We start from the raw sequence: 19,166 nt of genomic DNA on the forward strand, positions 1-19,166 counted from the left end.
GTTTTCCGTCTTAGCTTTCTTCGTTCAAAATAATAATCAAACAGTGATTGTTGACCTCCGGTCCGGAAACCCGGGACATACCGATCCCCTGCTCAGAAGCCAGCTGTTCCAACTGCTCCAGCAGTTCGACCGAGACAGTCAGACCAACCGGTGAAACAAAAGTATCCGGGGGAATCAACTCCCAGCCGCCCTCGGGCATACGATCCAGAGTCAGAGTAATCTCTGCGTAGGCCCAATCGCCGTCAATGCCGCCTGCGGCAGGATTGGGAGCGGCCTTCTGCACCTCCTCCGTTGTGCTGCCGTCCTCCGGGCTTGGCGCGGCATAGGCGGCGATCTGGGGAACATCCTCCAGCTCCGGGGCGGTCAGGGCCTCGCATGCGGAGGCTTCGTCCATCTCCTCCACCGCATCCTTGCCATAACTGCGGGGCAGGGGGAGGTCCTGATGCCGGAACCGGGCCGCGCTGTACAGCCCCACAACCAGCACCAGACAGGCGGCCAGCCCGGTCAGGGCCCGAACCTGGGGCCGCTTGAACAGGGGGGTCACCTTGGGCCTTTCTTCCGCTCGGATGCGCTCCATCACTCCCTGGGCAAAGCCCTCGGGGGCGGGGATGTCCTCCAGCTCACCGAAACCGGCTCGGAGCGCAGCAAGCTGCGCTCCCGCTGCCCGGCAGTCCGGGCAGCGGCGTAGATGCTCCTCCAGCTCCTGCTCCTCCTCCTCGGCCAGCGGACCGTCCAGCCGCAGAGCAAACAGCTCCAGATATCGGTCACAGCTCATGGGCTTCACCCCCTTCGGTTTTGTCCTTTGCCGGTTTAGACGGTCCGCAGTCAAAAAAGTTCCCGTCCTCCAGCAAAATTTTTCGCAGGTTCAGCCTCGCCCGGGCAATGCGGGACTTCACCGTCCCCAGATCGATGTCCAAGGCCGCTCCGATCTCCTGGTAGCTCAGCCCGGACAGCTCCCGCAGCACCAGCGCCCGCCTCTGCCAGTCGGGGAGCTGGGCCAGCCCCCGGGCCAGGGCCTTTCCCCGCTCCGACTTCTCCAGCAGCAGCTGGGGGTCGCTGTCCCGGCCGGCGGGTTCAGCCCAGCCGCTGTCTGTGTCGTCCAGGGACACCGCAGGCTCCACACCCTCCCGGCGCTTCTTTTTGCGCAGATAGTCGATGCACAAGTTGGTGGTCAGGCGGTACATCCAGGTGGAAAAGCTGCTCTCCCCCTGGAAGGAGGCCAGCCCCTGCCACGCCTTTACAAAGGCTTCCTGGGCCAGGTCCGCCGCCTCCTCCCGGTCGCCCGTCAGGCGCAGGGTCAGGGAGTAGATTTTGTTCTGATTGTCCAGCACCAGCCGCTCAAAGGCGGACTGGTCCCCCCGTTTTGCCCGCTCCACCAGCTCCTGGTCGGTCACGGCGTTCCTCTCCTTTCTAGCACAAATCCCGCTTGATCCCTGCCGTCACCCGGTAGACGTCCTCCAGGGTGGTAATCTTCACGATCTGCTCCTTATAGTACCCCGCGTGAGGCACCCCCTTGAGATACCAGGCGTACTGCTTCCGGGCCTCCAGGCAGGCGATCTTCTCCCCCTTGTTGGCGGCGGCCATCTCAAATTGGCGGACGGCGGTGTCGCACCGCTCCGCCAGCGGGGGCGGGTCCGGGATGGGCTCCCCGTTCAGGGCCGCCCTGCACTGGGCGAACAGCCAGGGGTTGCCGAACACCCCCCGGCCGATCATGGCCATGTCCGCCCCGGTGTACCTCAAAATCCGAGGGGCGTCGCTCCCCTTGAACACGTCCCCGTTGGCCATAACCGGGATGTTTACCGCTTGTTTGACCGCCCGGATCCAGTCCCAGTTGGCCGTTCCGGAGTACATCTGCACCTTGGTCCTCCCGTGGACGGCCACCGCCGCCGCCCCGGCCTCCTCCATGGCTTTGGCGAACTCCACGCAGTTGATGGAGCCCTTGTCCCAGCCCAGGCGGAATTTTACCGTCACCGGGCATTTCGCCCCCCGGATGACCGCCTCCGCCACCCTGACGGCCAGGTCCGGATTTCTCATCAGCCCAGAGCCGTCCCCGGAGTTGGCCACCTTGGGGACGGGACAGCCCATGTTGATGTCGATGATATCCGCCCCGGAGACCTCGTGGGCGATGGCGGCCCCCTCCTCCATGCATACCGGGTCGCTGCCGAAAATCTGGGCGGCGGCGGGGGTCTCCTTCTCCCCCATCTGCAGCAGGGGGATGGACTTTTTGTCCTGATAACACAGGGCCTTGGCGCTGACCATCTCGGTGCAGGTCAGCCCCGCCCCCTGCTCCCGGCAGATGGTGCGGAAGGCCATGTCCGTCACCCCAGCCATGGGACCCAGGGCCAGGGGCGTTTCGATCTCGATTCCTCCAATGGTGACCATAGCTACCTCGCGAAAAAAGATTTTTCCCATTGTATCATGTCCCCTGACCGTTGACAAGAGCTGTTCCAACCATTAAAATGGGGAAAACGATACTTTATCACAGTGAGGAGACAAAACCATGGAACTGAACGCTTTATATGCCGCCCTGCAGGGCGTTTCCGCCTATCGGGAAGTAACCAACACCGCCCTTCTTGGCGGCGTCTGCATGCTGCTGGACGCCCTGCGCCGGAAAAACGGGGAGGAGGCTTTGGAGTACTATGTCTCCCGGTTCCACCTCCTGCGCTCGGACGGCTGCGAGGGTCTGGGCGACTGGCTGTGGGACTGGCTGCGGTACAACGAGACCCCCTACTCCCGGCTCATCGACCAGGGGAAGTCTGACCCCGCCCTGGAGAACGCCGCCCGGCGGGACATCGAGACACTGGTCCTGTTGGCGGAGACCGACTGCGACCGCTTTATCGACGCCCTGAAGCCCCTGCTGGGCAATGAGTACGCCGCGGTGCTGGCCGGACTGCCCCGGTGGCGGGCGGCGGCCCCCTTCAACTTCGATTCTGTCACCCAATTCTACAAGGACCACGGGGCGGGCCAGTTCGCCAAATACCGGGCCTTTTTGTGGGAGGAGGGCCAGCTGATCCCGGTGGCCGACCCGGACTGCCCCCATCCCGACGAGCTGCTGGGCTATGAGCACCAGCGGGGCATGGTGGAGCAGAACACCCGCCTGATGATGGCGGGGCGGCAGGCCAACAACGTCCTGCTCTTTGGCGACGGCGGCACCGGCAAATCGGCCACGGTGAAGTCCATGCTCTGCCTGCCCGGCATGGAGGACCTGCGCCTCATTGAGGTGGAGAAGGAGAACCTCACCGGCATGCCCGCACTGATCCGGTCCCTGGCGGGACGGCGGCAGAAGTTCATCCTGTTCATCGACGATTTGGCCTTCGACCAGGACGACCGGACCTACTCCGCCTTAAAAACCATTCTGGAGGGCACCCTGGAGAAGCGGCCCGCCAATGTGTGCATCTGCGCCACCTCCAACCGGCGGCACCTGGTGCGCCAGACCTTCGCCGACCGGGCGGGGGACGAGGTGGATACCTTTGAGACCATCTCGGAGAAAACCGCCCTGGCCGAGCGGTTCGGCCTGCGCATCCCCTACCTGACCATGAACAAAACGGACTATCTGGCTCTGGTGGACCATCTGGCCGCCCGGGCGGGGGTGGAGATCCCCGCCGACCGCCTCCACGCCCAGGCCATGACCTGGGAAATCCGCCACGCCGGACGGACGCCAAGGGTGGCCCGGCAGTTTGTGGCCAGCCTGACGTAACAGAGGGGGAGCCGCATGAAAAACATTGTGCTCAGCGCGGATGGGGACCGGGTGGTTTACTCCGTCCCCGACGTGGTGGCCGACCGGCTGGAGGACTACTGCATGGAGTTCTGCTGTCACTGGCTGCCCGACAGCCCCCACGCGCAAAACTATCGAATCAATGGCGTTTTATGCTACAATGAGGCAGATTTTATCGACTATCTCAACCGGTGGGTCTTTCCGGACCAGCCGTCCGTGCTGGTGAAAAACCTGGGGTGGATCGAATTTGACCAGCCCCTGCCCGAGCCCTACCGAAGCTGTCCGCAGTTCAATTTCTAGGCCCTTCCAGCCAGATTGTTTCGCCCCTCTCGCAGCCGGAGAAAGGAGCCTGTTGTGCGCAATCGAATGACAACCCTCCTGTTCTGCATTTCCAGCCTCCTGGCCCTGTGGGCGGTGGCCGTCTCCAAGCCGCCTGCGTCCTCTTACACCATCGACACCCCCTACGAATTCCCCATCCTGCCGGGCACACAGGAGTGGATCGACCTGGGCGACACTCTCGCCCGCAGAAGGGCTTGCCAGGTCCCGGACGAGATCCTCCAGCACATGACCACGGACGCGCTGCTTCAGACCGTGCTGGATTACCCATTTCTCAGCGATATGTACGCATTTAATTCCTTTGAACAGGGGTATATTGTAGTCAGGCGACGTTTCGCCGGCCTGTGGGAATTTGAACACCGGCCGGACTATTTAGAGGCGCTGTCCCAATATTGCGAACAAAACGCTTCCCTGCCGGAAGAGGAAAAAACATTCGAACACTATATCGCGGAACATTTATATTATATCTATACCGGCATTCCCTACTCCATGGCCTCTTGACAGTCCGGGAGAACCGTGTTATTATCATACAGACCGCCGGTCTGTATTCAGAAGGGAGGGGCCTCCATGGCCCGGAACAAGCACCCGGAACAGACCGTTCAGCTCATTCTGGACACCGCGTCCACCCTCTTTCTCCAAAAGGGCTACGACAAAACCACCCTCCAGGACATCATCGACGCCACCAAGCTGTCCAAGGGGGCCATCTACCACCACTTCGCCTCCAAGGAGGCCATCATCATTGCCGTGGTAGACCGGATTGGGGAGTGCAACACCGCTGTTCTGGCGGAGGTCCGGGACAAAAAGGGGCTTACCGGGGCGGAGAAGCTGCGGGAGATGTTCCGCACCGCCGTGCGCCTGTCCTTCCAGGGCGGCATTTTGAACATGCTGCCCTTCCTCATTGAGAACCCCAAGTTCATGGCCCTCCAGATGGAGAGTATCCTGAACGAGGCCGCCCCCTGCTATGTCCTGCCCATCCTGCGGGAGGGCATTGCCGACGGCTCCATCCGCGCCGATTACCCGGAGCAGTTGGCCGAGGTGCTGCTGCTCATGACCGATCTGTGGCTCCACCCCGTCCTCCGGCCCAGTACGCCAGAGCAGGTCCGGGCCCGGTGCGCCTTCTTCAACCAGTTCACCCGGCAGTACGGCTTCGAGCTGCTGGACGAAGACCTTATCGACACCTTGGTGGGGTTTTGCCGCTCATAAATAGAACTGCCTATAGGGCAGTTTTATTTGGCAGTTATACGAACCGACGGTCGGTTTTATAAGAAAGGAGTATCTCTATGGAAACACAAAAAAGCGCCCTGTTCACCCGGGATTTCTCCCTGGTAGTCATCGGGCAGATCATCTCCCTCTTCGGCAACGCCATCCTCCACTTTGCCCTGCCCCTGTACCTGCTGCGGGAGACGGGTTCCATTGCCCTTTTTGGGGTGGTGAACGCCTGCTCTTTCCTGCCCATGATCCTCATGGGACCCATTGGCGGCACGGCGGCGGACCGGGTAAACAAGCGCAGCATTATGGTGGCGCTGGACTTCCTCACCGCCGGGCTGACGGTGTGCTACACCCTGCTATGGGGCAAAGCCCCCCTGGCGCCCCTGGTCATCGCCACCCTGATGCTGCTCTACGCCATCGCCGGAGCCTACCAGCCCGCCGTCCAGGCCAGCCTGCCCCTCCTGCTGGCCCCCGACCGGCTGACCCAGGGCAACGCGGTGATCAATATGGTCAACACCCTGGCCAATCTGCTAGGACCCGCCCTGGGCGGAGTGATCTTCGGCCTGTGGGGACTGGGACCCATCCTCACCATCGGCGGGGTGTGCTTCTTCTGCTCGGCGGTGATGGAGCTTTTCATCCGTATCCCCCACGAGAAGCGGCCCCGCTCCGCCGGCGTGCTGGCCACGGTGGGCCAGGACCTGGGGGAGAGCTGGCGGTACATTTCCCGGGACAGGCCCGTATTTTTATCGGTGACACTGGTACTGGCCGCCTTCAACCTGATCTTGTCGGCGGTGATGATCGTGGGCATCCCCGCCATTGTAGTCCAGGTGCTGGGCATGAGCGATGCCCGCATGGGGCTGACCCAGGCGGCCATGGGCCTTGGAGGGCTGCTGGGCGGAGCGCTGGCCGGGGTGCTGGGCGCAAAGCTGAAACCCCATCACGGCTCGGCCTGTATGCTGGCCTGCGCAGGGGCGGCGGCGGTCATGGGGCTGTCTGTTCTCCCTGGGGTGCCCGCGGCGGCAAGCTACTGGCTGATCACCCTCATGTCCATGCTGGCCATGTCCGTCGCCACCCTGTTTACCGTGGTGCTCCTCACTCTGGTCCAGGCCCAGGTGCCCGGCCAGCTGCTGGGCAAGGTGATCGCCTGCATCCAGGCGGTGGCCAACTGCGCCTCCCCCCTGGGCCAGGCGGGGTACGGCCTTCTCTTCGACGCATTGCCCCCCTGGACCGTCCTGCTGGGGGCCGCCGCCCTGTCCACTCTGGTGGCTCTACGGTCCAAGAGTGTGTTCCACCAGCTGGAACAGGTGTAAACTTTCCTTGACCTATCAGTTATAGAAATCGTCAAAGATGATGACTTTATTTAATTCTAGTTGACTTCTCTATCAAAATAAGTGTATAATAAATTTATAACTTTATTGTACTGTTGTGTTAATTTATAAAGGAGGCATGTAAAATGAAAAAACCATCGAAACGCACTCTGTTTCTACTGTCCATAATATGCTTATTTATACTATTAATAGGTGCAACTGATAATCCTGAGCCACAGTATACCATTGACACGCCTTACGAGTATCCCATTCTTCCTGGCACACAGGAATGGATTGACCTTGGTGATACATTGACCAGAAGAAGAGCGTGCCAAATTCCTGATGAAGTCCTGACCAATCTAACCACAGATGCTTTGCTTCAAACTGTGCTAAATTACCCATTTTTATGTGATATATACTCTTTTAATACATTTGAAATTGGATATGAAACGGTTAAAAGACGGTTTAACGGACTCCAAGAACTTGAAACTCGTCCAGACTATTTAGATTTACTACAACGTTATTGTCAAGATGGCTATTCACTGAGTAAAACTAAAAAATCTCTTGGGGACTATGTAGCTGAGGATTTGTATTCAATCATCTATACTGAAATAGACGATACGGAGTCAACTATATTTCCATATGCTTTGCCTCGTATTACGACTGTATATACACCGAAGGGAAGTCCTGTAGAAGCCGCAGAAGGTAGAGTATTTGGAGTGAAGTACACAGAAATTGATTCAAACAAATACGATCAAGATACAATGGCAGCGGCAATTGAAAATGATAAACGGGCTTATCCTCAAGCATCTTTACTAAGAGGGGTAACCCATGAAAATTTACCCAGTTACAATTGTACCTCTTATGCGTTGTATAGTCAGTCTTATAATAATAATATATGGTTAGGTTTAGCAAATAGTAACGGTACGGGACCTTGGACATATTTTACTGATGGATCATATGACCTGGTTGTCCGTGATTACCCTGCAACTTATGGTAGCGACAATCTTATTAGTCCCAGAGGTAACGCCCAAGTGGGAGATGTATTTGTTTACGGTTTTAATGAAAGTACATATCCATACGGACCTCATCACATTGGAATTGTTAACTCATTAAAATTTGGAACTGGGGTAAATAAAGTGGTTTCAAAGTGGGGAGCTGGCGGTCTTTGGCTACACACTTGGTCCGACTGTCCATACATCGAAGAAACTGGTTACAACTACTCAATATGGCGATTGGCCGAATAGCAAATACAAAAATCCCCCGGTCGTGAAACCGGGGGATTTCTATGTCAAAGTATCAAATTACACCAGCTTGGCGCCGTTGACCTTGACGCCGGGGCCCATGGTGGAAGCCACGGTGCAGCTCCGGATATACTGGCCCTTGGCGGCGGCGGGCTTGGCCTTGATGATGGCGCCCATAAGGGCGGTGAAGTTCTCGCTCAGCTTCTCGGGGCCGAAGGACACCTTGCCGATGGGGCAGTGGATGATGTTGGTCTTGTCCAGACGGTACTCCACCTTACCGGCCTTGATCTCGTTGACGGCCTTGGTCACGTCCATGGTGACGGTGCCGGCCTTGGGGGAGGGCATCAGGCCCTTGGGGCCCAGCACCTTACCCAGACGGCCCACCACGCCCATCATGTCGGGGGTGGCTACCACCACGTCGAAGTCGAACCAATTCTCCTTCTGGATCTTCTCCACCAGATCCATCTCGCCCACGAAGTCGGCGCCGGCCTCACGGGCCTCATCGGCCTTGGCGGCCTTGGCAAAAACCAGCACCCGCTGGGTCTTGCCGGTGCCGTGGGGCAGAACGATGGCGCCGCGGACCTGCTGGTCAGCGTGGCGGGAGTCGACGCCCAACTTCACGTGGAGCTCCACCGTCTCGTCGAACTTGGCGGCGGCGGTGTCCACCACCAGCTTCATGGCGTCAGCGGTATCGTACAGAGCGTTCTTGTCGATCTTCTTGGCGCTCTCCTTATATTTCTTTCCTCTAAACATTCCTGAACCCTCCTTAGTCGCCCACCAGGATGCCCATGGAACGGGCAGTGCCGGCGATCATGCTCATAGCGGCTTCGATGGAGGCGGCGTTCAGATCGGGCATCTTGGTCTCGGCGATCTTACGCACGTCCTCCTTGCTGATGGTGGCGACCTTGTTCTTGTTGGGCACGCCGGAGGCCTTGTCAATGCCGCAGGCCTTCTTAATCAGCACGGGAGCGGGGGGAGTTTTGGTGATAAAGGTAAAGGAGCGGTCGGCGTAGACGGTGATGATGACGGGGATAATCAGGCCCACGTCGTTCTTGGTCCGCTCGTTGAACTCCTTGGTGAAGGCGGCGATGTTCACGCCGTGCTGGCCCAGCGCGGGGCCGACCGGGGGGGCGGGAGTCGCCTTGCCGGCGGGAATCTGCAGTTTTACATATCCAGTTACTTTCTGTGCCACGAAAGAGCACCTCCAATTTGAAAAATGTGGTCGTTTGGCGGAGCGTTCCGCTCCTCCCACTTGATGCGGCCTTGGGCCGCAGGCTGATCGCCGTTATGCGTTCGCGGGTTCTACCTGGTCCAGCTCCAGCTCCACGGGGGTCTCCCGTCCAAACATGGACACCACCACGCGGACCTTGCCGTTGTCCAGATCGATCTCGTCCACGGTGCCCAGGAAGGACTCCAGGGCGCCGTCAGTGATGCGCACGGTGTCGCCCAGCGCGTAGCTGACTACGATTTCCCGCTTCTCCACGCCCAGGGCGGCCACGTCGGCCTCGCTCAGGGGGATGGCCTTGTTGCCCTCGCCCAAAAAGCCAGTAACGCCCCGGATGTTGCGCACCACGTGCCAGGTCTCGTCGTTCATCACCATTTTCACCAGAACATAGCCCGGAAACACCTTGCGCTCCACGTCCTTGGGGCCGTTGTCCGTGATCTCGGTGACCGTTTCCAGAGGGATGCTGATCTCATGGATCAGCTCATGCATGCTGCGGTTTTCCACATACTTCTCGATGGTGGCCTTCACCGTGTTCTCATAGCCGGAGTAAGTGTGGACCACGTACCAGTTTGCGTTATCCGCCATCCGCGTCACCCTTTAAAGGCGCCGATGAGCAGACTGATCGCCTCGTTGGCCACGAAGTCGAACAGGGCAATGAAAATGCCGACCACGATCACGCAGGCGATGACGATCAGGGTGTTGTTGATGGTCTGCTTGCGGGTGGGCCACTGGACCTTCTTCAGCTCGCTCTTCATGTCCCGGAACCACTTGCCCGCGCGGGCGAAGAAGCCGGGCTTGGCATTCTTATCGGACTTCTTGTCCTTCTTGGCCTGGACGGCCTTTTCGTTTTCAGCCATTACTTACCCTTCTTTCCTTTCGGCGTTACGCCTGTCACTTCGTCTCATTGTGAACGGTGTGCTTCCTGCAGAAGGGGCAGTATTTGTTCAACTCCAGACGGTCGGGGGTATTCTTCTTGTTTTTAAAGGTATTGTAGTTTCTCTGCTTGCACTCAGAGCACCGCAGGGTGATCTTGATGCGCGCGCCGGCCTTTGCTGCCATTTGTTCGGCACCTCCTTTTTTATTTGACAGGAGCGTCTGCGTGCCCGCGTTTCCAAAAGAAAACGCCGGACGCGGCCTGTCTTTGCCGAATCCAGCGCCAAAGGGCGCAGAAATACGCCCAAACGCACGGTGGAAGTTCGGCTGCTGCCTCCCTGTGGCCTGACGGTCAGGTGGAGGGGTCCGCCGCCAGGACACCGCATCCGGACAGCAGAAAAAAGCCCCTTTTCACAGGTAAGTGTTACTATATCACGCCTGTCCCCCGCCGTCAAGTCCTTTCTCCGCTTTTTTGTTAAAAAACCGTGAAGCTTTCCGGCTCCGGGCAAAATAGGTTTGCATTCCAAAAACAGGTGTGGTATACTCCCTACTTAACTATACCCCGTCCTCGGGCGGGGCAAACATGAAATTGGAGTGATTCTTTCCCTATGGACATAGACAGTGCCAGTATTGCGATGCTGATTACCCTGCTGATCCTGGTGGTCCTGTCGGCCTATTTTTCCGCCACCGAGACCGCCTTCACCTCCCTGAACCGCATCCGCCTGAAAACCCGGGCGGACGGCGGCAGCCGCCGGGCCGCCAAGACCCTGGCCCTGGCGGAGGAGTATGACAAGCTGCTGTCCACCATCCTCATCGGCAACAACATCGTCAACATCACCGCCACCACCGTGTCCACCGTGCTGTGCACCAGGTGGTTCCATCAGTACGGCCCCACTGTGGCCACCGTGGCCCTCACCATCATCATCCTGGTCTTTGGCGAGATCACCCCCAAGAGCCTGTCCAAGGAGCGGCCGGAGGATTTCGCCATGTTCGCCCAGCCTCTGCTCCGGCTGTTCATGGTGGTGCTCACCCCGCTGAACTTCCTGTTCACCCAGTGGAAACGGCTGATGAGCAAGGTCTTTCGGGCCAAGGGGGAGGACGGCATCACCGAGGAGGAGCTGGTGGGCATGGTGGACCAGGCCGAGACCGAGGGCGGCCTGGACGAGCACGAGAGCGATCTGATCCGCAACGCCATCGAGTTCAGCGAGCTGGAGGTGTCCGACCTGCTCACCCCCCGGGTGGACCTGACCGCCGCCGGAGAGGACAGCACCATGGCGGAGCTGGCATCCCTCTTTGCGGAGACAGGATACTCCCGCATCCCCATCTACCACGAGACCATCGACAACATTGTGGGCTTTGTCCACGAAAAGGATTTCTACGCCGCCCGCTACCGGGGGGCGACCGCCCTGTCCTCCCTGACCTCCCCGGTGCTCTACACCACCGGCAACACCAAAGCCTTTGAGCTGCTGCGCATCCTGCAGAAAAGCAAGGTCCACATGGCGGTGGTGGTGGACGAGTACGGCGGGACGGAGGGCATCGTCACCCTGGAGGATATTCTGGAGGAGCTGGTGGGCGAGATCTGGGATGAGCACGACGAGGTGATCGAAACCTTCCAAAAACAGCACGACGGCAGCTATCTCATTGCCTGCTCCGCCGACCTGGACGACATGTACGACCTGTTCCAGGTGAAGGGAACCTGCGACGCCGCCACCGTCTCCGGCTGGGTGCTGGAGCAGGTGGGCCGGGTGCCCGAGGCCGGGGACCACTTCCAGGCCGAGGGGCTGGACGTCACTGTCACTCAGGTGGAGCAGCGCCGGGTGCTGGAAATCCAGGTGCGGGTTTTGGAGCATACGGAGGAACCATAAGCAGAGCCTCCAGCCGGATCATTGGCTGGAGGCTCTTTTACGCTCATTTTACGGCAACGCGGAGGGGGCCAGGGGGATGGCCACCCCGCACACCGTCACATGGTCCACCTGGGCGGGGTCCAGCACTCGGGTGACAGAGGCAGACAGGGTGTCGTCATACCGGCGGCTCCAGGCCAGGTAGGGAATGTCCTCCCGGTATCCCTCGTCTGAGCGGACCGTTGTCGTGGGCTTTAATGTTGTGCCATCCTGAAGCACCACCTCCACGGTCACGGCCTGCTCCATTTCAAACAGCTTCTCCCACCAGCTTACGCTGGAGGCTTCATCGGCAGGTCCCATTTCAATCACCAACCCGCCCTGCTCGATCACGGTTGTCTCCACCCCATCATAGCTGAAGGGGTCGCTGTTGGCGTGGGCCAGGTAGCCGGCGCACGCGCCGCCCTCCAGCTCCACCCGGACAGTGAGGGGAGAGACCTCCAGCCGGGTCAGGGTGGCGGCCCCGTCCAGCCAGGGGACTTCCACATTGGGCTCCAGATGGATGGTCTGGTCTGGGAAATCCAACTTCACGTCCTCAAAGGTCCACACATGGTCGCGGATGGCCGCCGTCAGCTCGCTTCCCTCGTGCCGCTGAGCGTGTTCCGTCAGGCGGCCGGTCCACCAGCAATCTATAATCGGGTCGATCTGAATGGTGACCGCCTCTCCCCGCAGGCCTCCGTCTTCATTCTGCACGTTATGCTGGATCAGGCAGGACATTTTATTGTCGCCGGAGTCCTCATCCGGAAGCTGGGTCACATTGGCGCCGCCCTTGCCGGGAATGTTATACACAATATGAAAATATCCATCCTCCCGGGGGGCCAGCACTGTCCCCTCCGGAGCGGTGACGTCCACCCAGATATACACGCTGCTGTCGTCCCCCACGCACTCGTCCAGGGTAACGGTCCAGCCGTTGTAGGTCAGGGAGCGGTCCAGGCGGTAGATGCCGTCCTCCAGCACCTCGGGCGCGCCGGGGGTGGTCGTATCGAACCAGGTGCGCAGACCGGGGTTCAGCACCGCCGCCAGAGTCCCCACCGTCATCACCGCCGCCGCGGCCACGCCGAACAGCATGCCGCCGCTGATGTTCTTCAGCTTCCGTTTTGTTGCGTTTGTCATGGTTTCCTTCCCTTCCGCCGCCCGCTCCAGACGGGCGGTCAAGTCCATTTTTTCCTCGGGGGTAAAGCCCACGTGCTCAAAGCTCTCTTTGATGTTCATCGGGCCACCTCCAATCTTTTGGCCAGCAGCTTGCGGGCACGGCTGAGGCGTTTCCGGGCCGCCGCAGACGTACAGCCGCACAGCCGGGCGATCTCGTCCAGGCTGCAGCCCTCGTAGTAAAAGAGGTAAAGTGCTGTGCCGTAGTGCTTGGGCAGGCTGCGGATGGCCTCGGGCAGGGAGCTGTCCTCCCGCTCCGGAGCGGGGAGCCGCTCGGCCTCTTCAATGGGCACGTTCCGCCGCCGCCCGGCGCTTTTCAGGAGGTCCTTGCAGGCGTTGATCGTACAGCGCAGGACAAATGCCCTCTCATGTTCTTCGTCCGCAAACTGCCGGCCGTCCTCCAGCAGCGTGAGGAAGATATTTTGGCAGATATCCTGGGCATCCTCCCTGGTCAGAGAGTAGGTCAGGCACAGCCGCAGGATCACATCCGCGTAGGCCTCCACGAAGCGTCCTGCCTGCCGCTCGCTGTTCCATTCCGTCATACCCTCGACCTCCTTTCACCCTTAACACGACTGTGAGACCGGAATTGTGACCGGCCGGCAAAACTTTTTTAAAAACGGCCCCCGGCTTTTCAGCCGGGAGCCGCTGCCCTCAGTTCTCCTCAGGCGGGACCGGTACAAAGACCATCCACTCATAGCTGCCGTTCCAGTTCACCCCTACCCGGCCTTCCTCCAGTATCACATAGCGGACTCCCTCCTTGGGGAAGTTAATCTGGCCGTCCTCCTCCGGGATGCCCTGGGTGCGGGACGTGCTCTCCCGAACCTCCAGCCCATCCGGACGGACCACAGCGGTCTCCGACCAGTACCAGTACACCGTGCCGTCCACCATGATCGCGGGGGTCTGGCCGCGCTCCATGCCAAAGAACTCCACCGCCGCGTCGAAGGACTCGCAGCCTATCCCCGGAGCCTCCGAATTGCCCTGGGGCAGGTCCCCGGTGCTGCTGTCCGCCGGCGCGCCGGACTCCGGCGCCCATTCGCCGGAGGGGAACTCCGCCGGGGGGAACAAGCTGTCCTCCGTCTCGTCCCCAGAGGGGCCGCTGGGCGCGCTGGAGGCGGGGCTGGACCCTCCGCAGCTCCCGGCCGGGGCGGTGGAGCTGCCGCCCCCCATGCCAAAATGGCTCACTCCGTAGCCCAGGACCAGCACCACCGCAAAGCTGGCCGCCCAGCCCAGCCAGACCCCGTAATTGCGTCCAGACCGGGGACGGCGGTACTCCTCCGCCTCCTGGATCAGATCGTCGTCCAGCAGGCCCATGGCGTCTAACAGATGTTCTGCCTTCATACCGCGACCCCCTCCCGCTCCAGCTCCTGCTTCAACCGGGTCCGCATCCGGTGGAGCCTGGATTTCGTCTGTCCCACGCTCAGGCCGAACCGGTCCGCCAGACCGTTCAGCGGCTCCAGATAAAAATACCGCCGGACGAACAGCGCCCGATCCTCTGCCGGGTATGTTCGGAGAAAGGCGGAGATGATGGCCGCCGTCTCGCTGGCCTCCAGGTTCTCGTCGGGGCGGCGGTGGTCGGGCAGGCAGTCCTCCAGCTCGTGGAGGGCCACCTCCACCTGACTGCCGCCCCGCTTGGCCGCCTTCAGCCGCCGCCGCCGGTCCAGAGACAGGTTCCGGGTCAGCTTGCCGAAGAAGGCGGACAAGATCCCGGGCCGCTGAGGCGGCATGGCGTTCCAGGCCCGGAGCCAGGTGTCGTTGACACACTCCTCTGCGTCTTCCTCCCGGTCCAGGATGCGCCGGGCAATGGTGTGGCAGTAGGGACCATATTTCGCCTCGCTCTCCGCGATGGCCTGCTGGGACCGGGCCCAGTACAGATCGATGATCTTACCATCCTCCATATTGATATGCCTCCTTTTGCTCTAAGCCTCCCTTCGCAGCGGGAGGTGGTATTCGCAACGCCAATGACGGAGGGTTGTCCCCGATCGCAATGTATCTGGTACGATTCAGAGAAATCCTCCCCAGCTCCGCCAGGGTCCTTTTGCGAAGGGGGCCGTTGTCTACCTATACAGACGCAAAACCCGCGCCGAAGGGTTCGCCCCCGGTGCGGGTTTTTGAAAAATTTTATGCCAGCGGCTCAAAGTCGGAGGCGGGGTGCTTGCACAGGGGGCAGATATAGTCGGCAGGCAGCTCGTCCCCCTCGTAGACATAGCCGCACACCTTGCACACCCACCGTTTCTTCTCGCTGGGGGCGGCGGAGGCCCCGGGCTTGGGTTTGATGTGGGCCTGGTAGTAGGCGTAGGTGGCGCTGGGGACGGAGGAGATCACCCCGCCGTCCAGTACGTCGGCCAGGAACAGGGTGTGGGTGCCCAGGTCGGTTGCGGAGACAACCTTGCAGCTCAGCCAGGCGTTGGTCCCCTGGGTGACGCAGCAGATGCCGTCCGCGTCCCTGCTGGTGTGGTCCTCAAAGCCGGCGAATTTGTCCACATCCCGGCCCGACTGGAAACCGAACCGCTGGAACAGGTCGAATTTGGCCTCCTCCGACAGGATGGAGACGGTGAATCGGCCCGTCTCCTTGACCATGTCGTGGGTGTAGTTGCTCTTGTTCACCGCGATGACAATGCGGTTGGGGTCGGTGGTCACCTGGATGGCGGTGTTGGTGATGCAGCCGTTGTCCTTGTCCCCTTGGCGGGCGGACAGCACAAACAGACCATAGCTCAGGGAATACATAACCTTGTTGTCCATAAAAGCTCCTCCTTATTTTGTAGTTTGATGGCTATGGGACCAGTTTACCATAGTCTGTCCGAAAAGTCCAGAAATAAAACAGGAATCAGTCCCGGGCAATCCGCTCCCCGTATGGGACGACCGGCTTGTACAGCAGCAGGGCGCCCGCCGTGTTCAGGCCCCCCTTGAGCAGGTTGAAGGGCAGAAAAACCGGGAGCAGCAGCTCTGCCGCCGCCTGCCGGGAACAGCCCATGTAGACCGGCGCGATCAGGTAATTCCAGAGGAGCATCATCACGACCATGCACCCCCAGCCGCACAGGAGCCCGCCGGCCGCGCCCGCGAAGGTCCGTCTCCTCCGGTAGATCAGAGCGGCGGTACACGCGAAGGAGCAGCTGGAGATCACATTCATCAAAAATCCCAGCACGCCGTTTTCGCTGACCGTCAGCAGCTCCGCGAAGGAGACGGTCACGGCGGCGGCACAGGCGGCGGACGGCCCGAAGATCAGCCCGCTGACCGCAAGCACAATGTCCTTGGGGTCGTACTTCAGGAAAAGCACCAGAGGGACCCGTCCCACGGCGGCGGCCCCGTAGGCCAGGGCGCAGAGCATCGCGGCGGCTGTCAGCTTTTTTGTACTGTGTTTCATAGAAAAACCTCCCGAAAAAAATGGACCCCTGAAGGCACGAATGCCCTTCAGAGGCCGATCATTTCGGTGTATGTATAAGGTCAACAGAGCAGCGTTCCGGACGGGCGAAAAAAGTGCGGAAGCCAGCTGTTACGCTGACCGGTTCCATACACCTTCTTCAAATCCAGACTATACTGTCGGTTTTGGAGTTGCACCAAATCAGCGCCTGCGCGCTCGCGGACTGTACCGCCGATCGGGAATTGCACCCTGCCCTGAAGACATTTCATGATTCAGTTGTCTATTTTAGTATAGCATAGAAGAACGCGGTTGTCAACCGCCCTCCGGCTTCCACAAAATTTTGGTTGACATTGTAGACCAACTGTGTTATGATTGGTCTACAATGTAAACCAAAGGAGGGTTTCCTCATGGACGGCATCAACCTGACCAACAGCGAATGGTACGTTTTGGACTGCCTGTGGGAGCGGTCCCCCCAGACGGTGATGGAACTGGTGGGGGCGCTGGGCGAGCGGCTGGGCTGGGCCAAGAGCACCACCATCACCACCCTGCGGCGGATGGAGGACAAGGGTCTGGTCCGCTGCACCGTGGAGGGCCGCGCCAAGCACTACTCCCCCAACCTTCAGCGGGAACAGGCCGTCCAGGGGGAGACCCGTTCCTTCCTGGACAAGGTCTACCGGGGCAGCGTGGGGCTGATGATGTCCGCTCTGGCGGAGAACAAGGCCCTGTCCAAGGCGGAGATCGACGAGCTGTACGAAATTCTGCGCAAAGCAGAGGAGGGACAGAGATGAAATTATTGACAGAATGGGCGGTCACCTCCGGCGTTCTGATTCTGATCGTGCTGGCGGCGCGGTGTTTGCTCAAGGGCCGGCTGTCCGCCCGGTGCCGCTACGCCCTGTGGGGGGTAGTCCTCCTGCGGCTGCTGGTGCCCTTCCAGGTGGAGCTGCCCGCCCCGGTTTCCGACGCTCTGCCGGTGCTGGCCTCCAATCTGGCCCTGGAGGTGGGGCAGTGGGAGGAGCCCTCCATCCCCCTGCTCTCCCAGGGGAGCAAGCCCGTTGCCGAGTTCAATCTTGACATCGAAACCACACTGGAGCCGGGGGATATCATATCCTACTCAGACGGAGCGGGCTGTCTGCGGCGAGATGGGGAGACAATTACCTGGTACCGCTATATCCTGTCCCCGGAACAGATTGTTCTTGCCCTGTGGCTGGCGGGGGCGGGGCTGACGGGAGCGGCTATTCTGCTTTCTAACCTGGGTTTTTCCCTGAGGCTGAGAAAGCGGCGGGAGCGGTTGGAGGGTTTGGACGCCCCCATCCCCGTCTATACGGCGGTGGGCCTGCCCTCCCCCTGCCTGGCCGGGGTGCTCCGGCCCGCTGTCTATGTGACCCCCGGGGCGGCGGAGGATGAGACCGCCCTGCGCCACATCCTGGCCCACGAGCTGACCCACTATGCACACAAGGACCACCTCTGGTCCCTGCTGCGGTGCTTGGCTCTGGCCCTCCACTGGTACAACCCCCTGGTGTGGCTGGCGGTGGCGCTGTCCAAGCAGGACGGCGAGCTGGCCTGCGACGAGGGAGCGGTGGCCCGGCTGGGGGAGGGGGAGCGTATCCCCTATGGCCGTACCCTGGTGGATATGGTGGCGGCACGGTCCCCGCGGCCCCGTGACCTGCTGTCCTGCTCCACCGCCATGACGGGCGGGAAGAAGTCCATCCAGCAGCGGGTGGCCGCCCTGGTGAAGAAGCCGGAGACAGTGAAGACCGCCCTGTTCGCCGTGATTGCTGTCGTCGCTCTGTCTGCTGTGTTCGTCTTTGCGGAGCGGGAGGAGCCGGTTCGGAACTTATACGGTCCGTACCGGTATCAGGTAAGCCATACCCAGGCGGTTCAGTTCTCCCCATCCCTCATCTCCAGCCAGATCTACCCCGCCCCCATCACCGACCCCGACCTGCTGGAGCAGGCCCTGGAGATTTTGGACTCAGCCGCCGACCTGCTGAATACCCCTGAGGAGCTGGATCTGGATCTGTCCGACGCCCCGTTTCTCTCTCCCCGCGTCACCCTGCTGGAGAGCCCGGACGACAGAACAAGCGGACACACCTATCTGCTGTACACCGTCCGCGCCGTCAACCGGGACTGGTGCTTGCTGGTCACACCCGCTGAAATGGGCGCGGAGTCCTACCGTGTGGCAGGGACACTGGACGTCTCCGCCCCGGGGGGCCTGGAGAGCCTGGCCCGGCAGCAGCGCTACCGGGAGCGGGAGGACCTGACCCCGGCCACCTTTGACTACAACCAGTACCACGCCCGCCTGGGAATGGCCCAGGGGATCTGGCTGAACATGCCCATGCTCCACGACGGACGAGTGCTCACCGACCCGGAAGAGCTGGAGCAGATCAGGAATCTGCTGATTCTCTCCCCCATCCCCCGTGACGGCCCGCTGGAGTGGGACGGGGACTGGACCCATATCATCGCCTTTTCCTCCACCCCGCCGGACCCGGACTGGACAGGGGCGGACGCCGCCAGCGTTTACTATATCCTGGCCACAGACGAGGGGTTCTATTACGTCTGCTCTGGAGACATGAAGGAGGGCGGGTACTATATCGGCACCATCTCCACTGAACACTGGGAGCAGGCGGTGGAAATCTTTGAAAACGCCCCCTCGGTCGATGAGCGGCAGCACGCGGCCCGAGATGCGGAGCTGGCCCAGAACGAGGAACCGGAACGGGTTCACCCGGTCACCGGCAGCAAAAGCAACAAAACCCCCGGCGGATTGAATCCGCCGGGGGTTTTGTTGCTTTTGCTCACGGAAAGGCCGTTAACTTCCCGCTTTTCTTCCCTTTTGCCCCGTTAAAAAGCCGTTAATT

Annotated in this window: 23 protein-coding genes and 1 riboswitch; of the genes, 9 read left to right on the forward strand and 14 right to left on the reverse strand. The window is 60.6% G+C overall.

The genetic code is table 11. The features are described 5' to 3' along the window. Window positions 1-10 precede the first annotated feature (10 nt). Genes VV088_RS13345 through dusB form a run of 3 tightly spaced genes read right to left on the reverse strand, consistent with a single transcriptional unit; the run spans window position 11 to window position 2,382 of the window. Window positions 11-775 (reverse strand): anti-sigma factor family protein, encoded by a 765-nt coding sequence (locus tag VV088_RS13345; protein WP_334601203.1) that lies wholly within the window; start codon window positions 773-775, stop codon window positions 11-13. Beyond that, window positions 765-1,394 (reverse strand): sigma-70 family RNA polymerase sigma factor, encoded by a 630-nt coding sequence (locus VV088_RS13350; RefSeq protein WP_334601204.1) that lies wholly within the window; start codon window positions 1,392-1,394, stop codon window positions 765-767. The genes VV088_RS13345 and VV088_RS13350 overlap by 11 nt, the downstream gene beginning before the upstream one ends. Window positions 1,395-1,410: 16 nt before the next feature. Continuing rightward, window positions 1,411-2,382: a tRNA dihydrouridine synthase DusB gene (gene dusB, locus VV088_RS13355; RefSeq protein ID WP_334602069.1), complete on the reverse strand. Its 972-nt coding sequence runs from the start codon at window positions 2,380-2,382 to the stop codon at window positions 1,411-1,413. Window positions 2,383-2,500: 118 nt separating this feature from the next. Between dusB and VV088_RS13360 the strand changes: the two genes are divergently transcribed. The 6 genes from VV088_RS13360 (at window position 2,501) to VV088_RS13385 (ending at window position 7,814) form a co-directional block, all read left to right on the forward strand. Then, window positions 2,501-3,697, forward strand: a complete 1,197-nt coding sequence (locus VV088_RS13360) for an ATP-binding protein (RefSeq protein WP_334601205.1) — start codon at window positions 2,501-2,503, stop codon at window positions 3,695-3,697. A 15-nt stretch (window positions 3,698-3,712) separates the two neighbouring features. Continuing rightward, window positions 3,713-4,015, forward strand: coding sequence for a hypothetical protein (locus tag VV088_RS13365; protein ID WP_334601206.1), 303 nt, complete (start codon window positions 3,713-3,715; stop codon window positions 4,013-4,015). Window positions 4,016-4,069: 54 nt separating this feature from the next. Continuing rightward, a complete protein-coding gene (locus tag VV088_RS13370; protein WP_334601207.1) occupies window positions 4,070-4,552 on the forward strand; it encodes a hypothetical protein in 483 nt (160 codons plus the stop codon). A gap of 66 nt (window positions 4,553-4,618) precedes the next feature. Beyond that, window positions 4,619-5,254 carry a TetR/AcrR family transcriptional regulator gene (locus VV088_RS13375; RefSeq protein ID WP_334601208.1) on the forward strand — a complete coding sequence of 212 codons (636 nt, stop codon included), beginning with the start codon at window positions 4,619-4,621 and terminating at the stop codon, window positions 5,252-5,254. Between the two features lie 77 nt (window positions 5,255-5,331). After that, entirely contained in the window at window positions 5,332-6,570 is a 1,239-nt protein-coding gene (locus VV088_RS13380; RefSeq protein ID WP_334601209.1) for an MFS transporter, read from the forward strand. A 143-nt stretch (window positions 6,571-6,713) separates the two neighbouring features. Next, window positions 6,714-7,814, forward strand: coding sequence for a CHAP domain-containing protein (locus VV088_RS13385; protein ID WP_334601210.1), 1,101 nt, complete (start codon window positions 6,714-6,716; stop codon window positions 7,812-7,814). 57 nt (window positions 7,815-7,871) lie between these two features. On the opposite strand, the gene rplA is transcribed toward VV088_RS13385, so the two are convergent. From rplA to rpmG, 5 genes are all read right to left on the reverse strand, one after another. Then, on the reverse strand, window positions 7,872-8,564 hold the full coding sequence (gene rplA, locus VV088_RS13390; RefSeq protein WP_334601211.1) for a 50S ribosomal protein L1: 693 nt from the start codon (window positions 8,562-8,564) through the stop codon (window positions 7,872-7,874). A 13-nt stretch (window positions 8,565-8,577) separates the two neighbouring features. Further along, window positions 8,578-9,003, reverse strand: coding sequence for a 50S ribosomal protein L11 (gene rplK, locus VV088_RS13395; RefSeq protein WP_160635569.1), 426 nt, complete (start codon window positions 9,001-9,003; stop codon window positions 8,578-8,580). A 93-nt stretch (window positions 9,004-9,096) separates the two neighbouring features. Then, on the reverse strand, window positions 9,097-9,621 hold the full coding sequence (gene nusG, locus VV088_RS13400) for a transcription termination/antitermination protein NusG (protein WP_334601212.1): 525 nt from the start codon (window positions 9,619-9,621) through the stop codon (window positions 9,097-9,099). Between the two features lie 5 nt (window positions 9,622-9,626). Further along, on the reverse strand, window positions 9,627-9,893 hold the full coding sequence (gene secE / locus VV088_RS13405; protein ID WP_251318978.1) for a preprotein translocase subunit SecE: 267 nt from the start codon (window positions 9,891-9,893) through the stop codon (window positions 9,627-9,629). 34 nt (window positions 9,894-9,927) lie between these two features. Continuing rightward, on the reverse strand, window positions 9,928-10,095 hold the full coding sequence (rpmG, locus tag VV088_RS13410; RefSeq protein WP_023346199.1) for a 50S ribosomal protein L33: 168 nt from the start codon (window positions 10,093-10,095) through the stop codon (window positions 9,928-9,930). Between the two features lie 422 nt (window positions 10,096-10,517). Here rpmG and VV088_RS13415 point away from each other — a divergent pair, with 422 nt between their 5' ends. Beyond that, window positions 10,518-11,774, forward strand: a complete 1,257-nt coding sequence (locus VV088_RS13415; protein WP_334601213.1) for an HlyC/CorC family transporter — start codon at window positions 10,518-10,520, stop codon at window positions 11,772-11,774. Window positions 11,775-11,822: 48 nt separating this feature from the next. Here VV088_RS13415 and VV088_RS13420 read toward each other — a convergent pair whose 3' ends face one another. From VV088_RS13420 to VV088_RS13445, 6 genes are all read right to left on the reverse strand, one after another. After that, window positions 11,823-13,019, reverse strand: coding sequence for a DUF4179 domain-containing protein (locus VV088_RS13420; RefSeq protein ID WP_334601214.1), 1,197 nt, complete (start codon window positions 13,017-13,019; stop codon window positions 11,823-11,825). Then, complete coding sequence (locus VV088_RS13425; RefSeq protein WP_334601215.1) at window positions 13,016-13,498, reverse strand: RNA polymerase sigma factor; 483 nt, start codon at window positions 13,496-13,498, stop codon at window positions 13,016-13,018. The genes VV088_RS13420 and VV088_RS13425 overlap by 4 nt, the downstream gene beginning before the upstream one ends. Before the next feature lie 109 nt (window positions 13,499-13,607). Then, the gene (locus VV088_RS13430; RefSeq protein WP_334601216.1) at window positions 13,608-14,294 is read right to left on the reverse strand and encodes a hypothetical protein; all 687 of its coding nucleotides are present in this window, start codon (window positions 14,292-14,294) and stop codon (window positions 13,608-13,610) included. Then, entirely contained in the window at window positions 14,291-14,851 is a 561-nt protein-coding gene (locus tag VV088_RS13435; RefSeq protein WP_334601217.1) for an RNA polymerase sigma factor, read from the reverse strand. Before VV088_RS13435 ends, VV088_RS13430 begins: the two co-directional genes overlap by 4 nt. 223 nt (window positions 14,852-15,074) lie before the next feature. Then, window positions 15,075-15,695 carry a flavin reductase gene (locus VV088_RS13440; RefSeq protein ID WP_334601218.1) on the reverse strand — a complete coding sequence of 207 codons (621 nt, stop codon included), beginning with the start codon at window positions 15,693-15,695 and terminating at the stop codon, window positions 15,075-15,077. Window positions 15,696-15,780: 85 nt separating this feature from the next. Beyond that, window positions 15,781-16,317, reverse strand: coding sequence for an ECF transporter S component (locus VV088_RS13445; protein WP_334601219.1), 537 nt, complete (start codon window positions 16,315-16,317; stop codon window positions 15,781-15,783). Window positions 16,318-16,463: 146 nt separating this feature from the next. Continuing rightward, window positions 16,464-16,580: riboswitch (FMN riboswitch) on the reverse strand. 141 nt (window positions 16,581-16,721) lie between these two features. Between VV088_RS13445 and VV088_RS13450 the strand changes: the two genes are divergently transcribed. Together VV088_RS13450 and VV088_RS13455 are read left to right on the forward strand one after the other, a co-directional pair. Next, the gene (locus tag VV088_RS13450; protein ID WP_334601220.1) at window positions 16,722-17,102 is read left to right on the forward strand and encodes a BlaI/MecI/CopY family transcriptional regulator; all 381 of its coding nucleotides are present in this window, start codon (window positions 16,722-16,724) and stop codon (window positions 17,100-17,102) included. Beyond that, the gene (locus tag VV088_RS13455) at window positions 17,099-19,153 is read left to right on the forward strand and encodes a M56 family metallopeptidase (protein ID WP_334601221.1); all 2,055 of its coding nucleotides are present in this window, start codon (window positions 17,099-17,101) and stop codon (window positions 19,151-19,153) included. Before VV088_RS13450 ends, VV088_RS13455 begins: the two co-directional genes overlap by 4 nt. Window positions 19,154-19,166: the final 13 nt, after the last annotated feature.

This window comes from Lawsonibacter sp. JLR.KK007 (assembly GCF_036941135.1).
Taxonomy (GTDB): Bacteria; Bacillota; Clostridia; order Oscillospirales; family Oscillospiraceae; genus Lawsonibacter.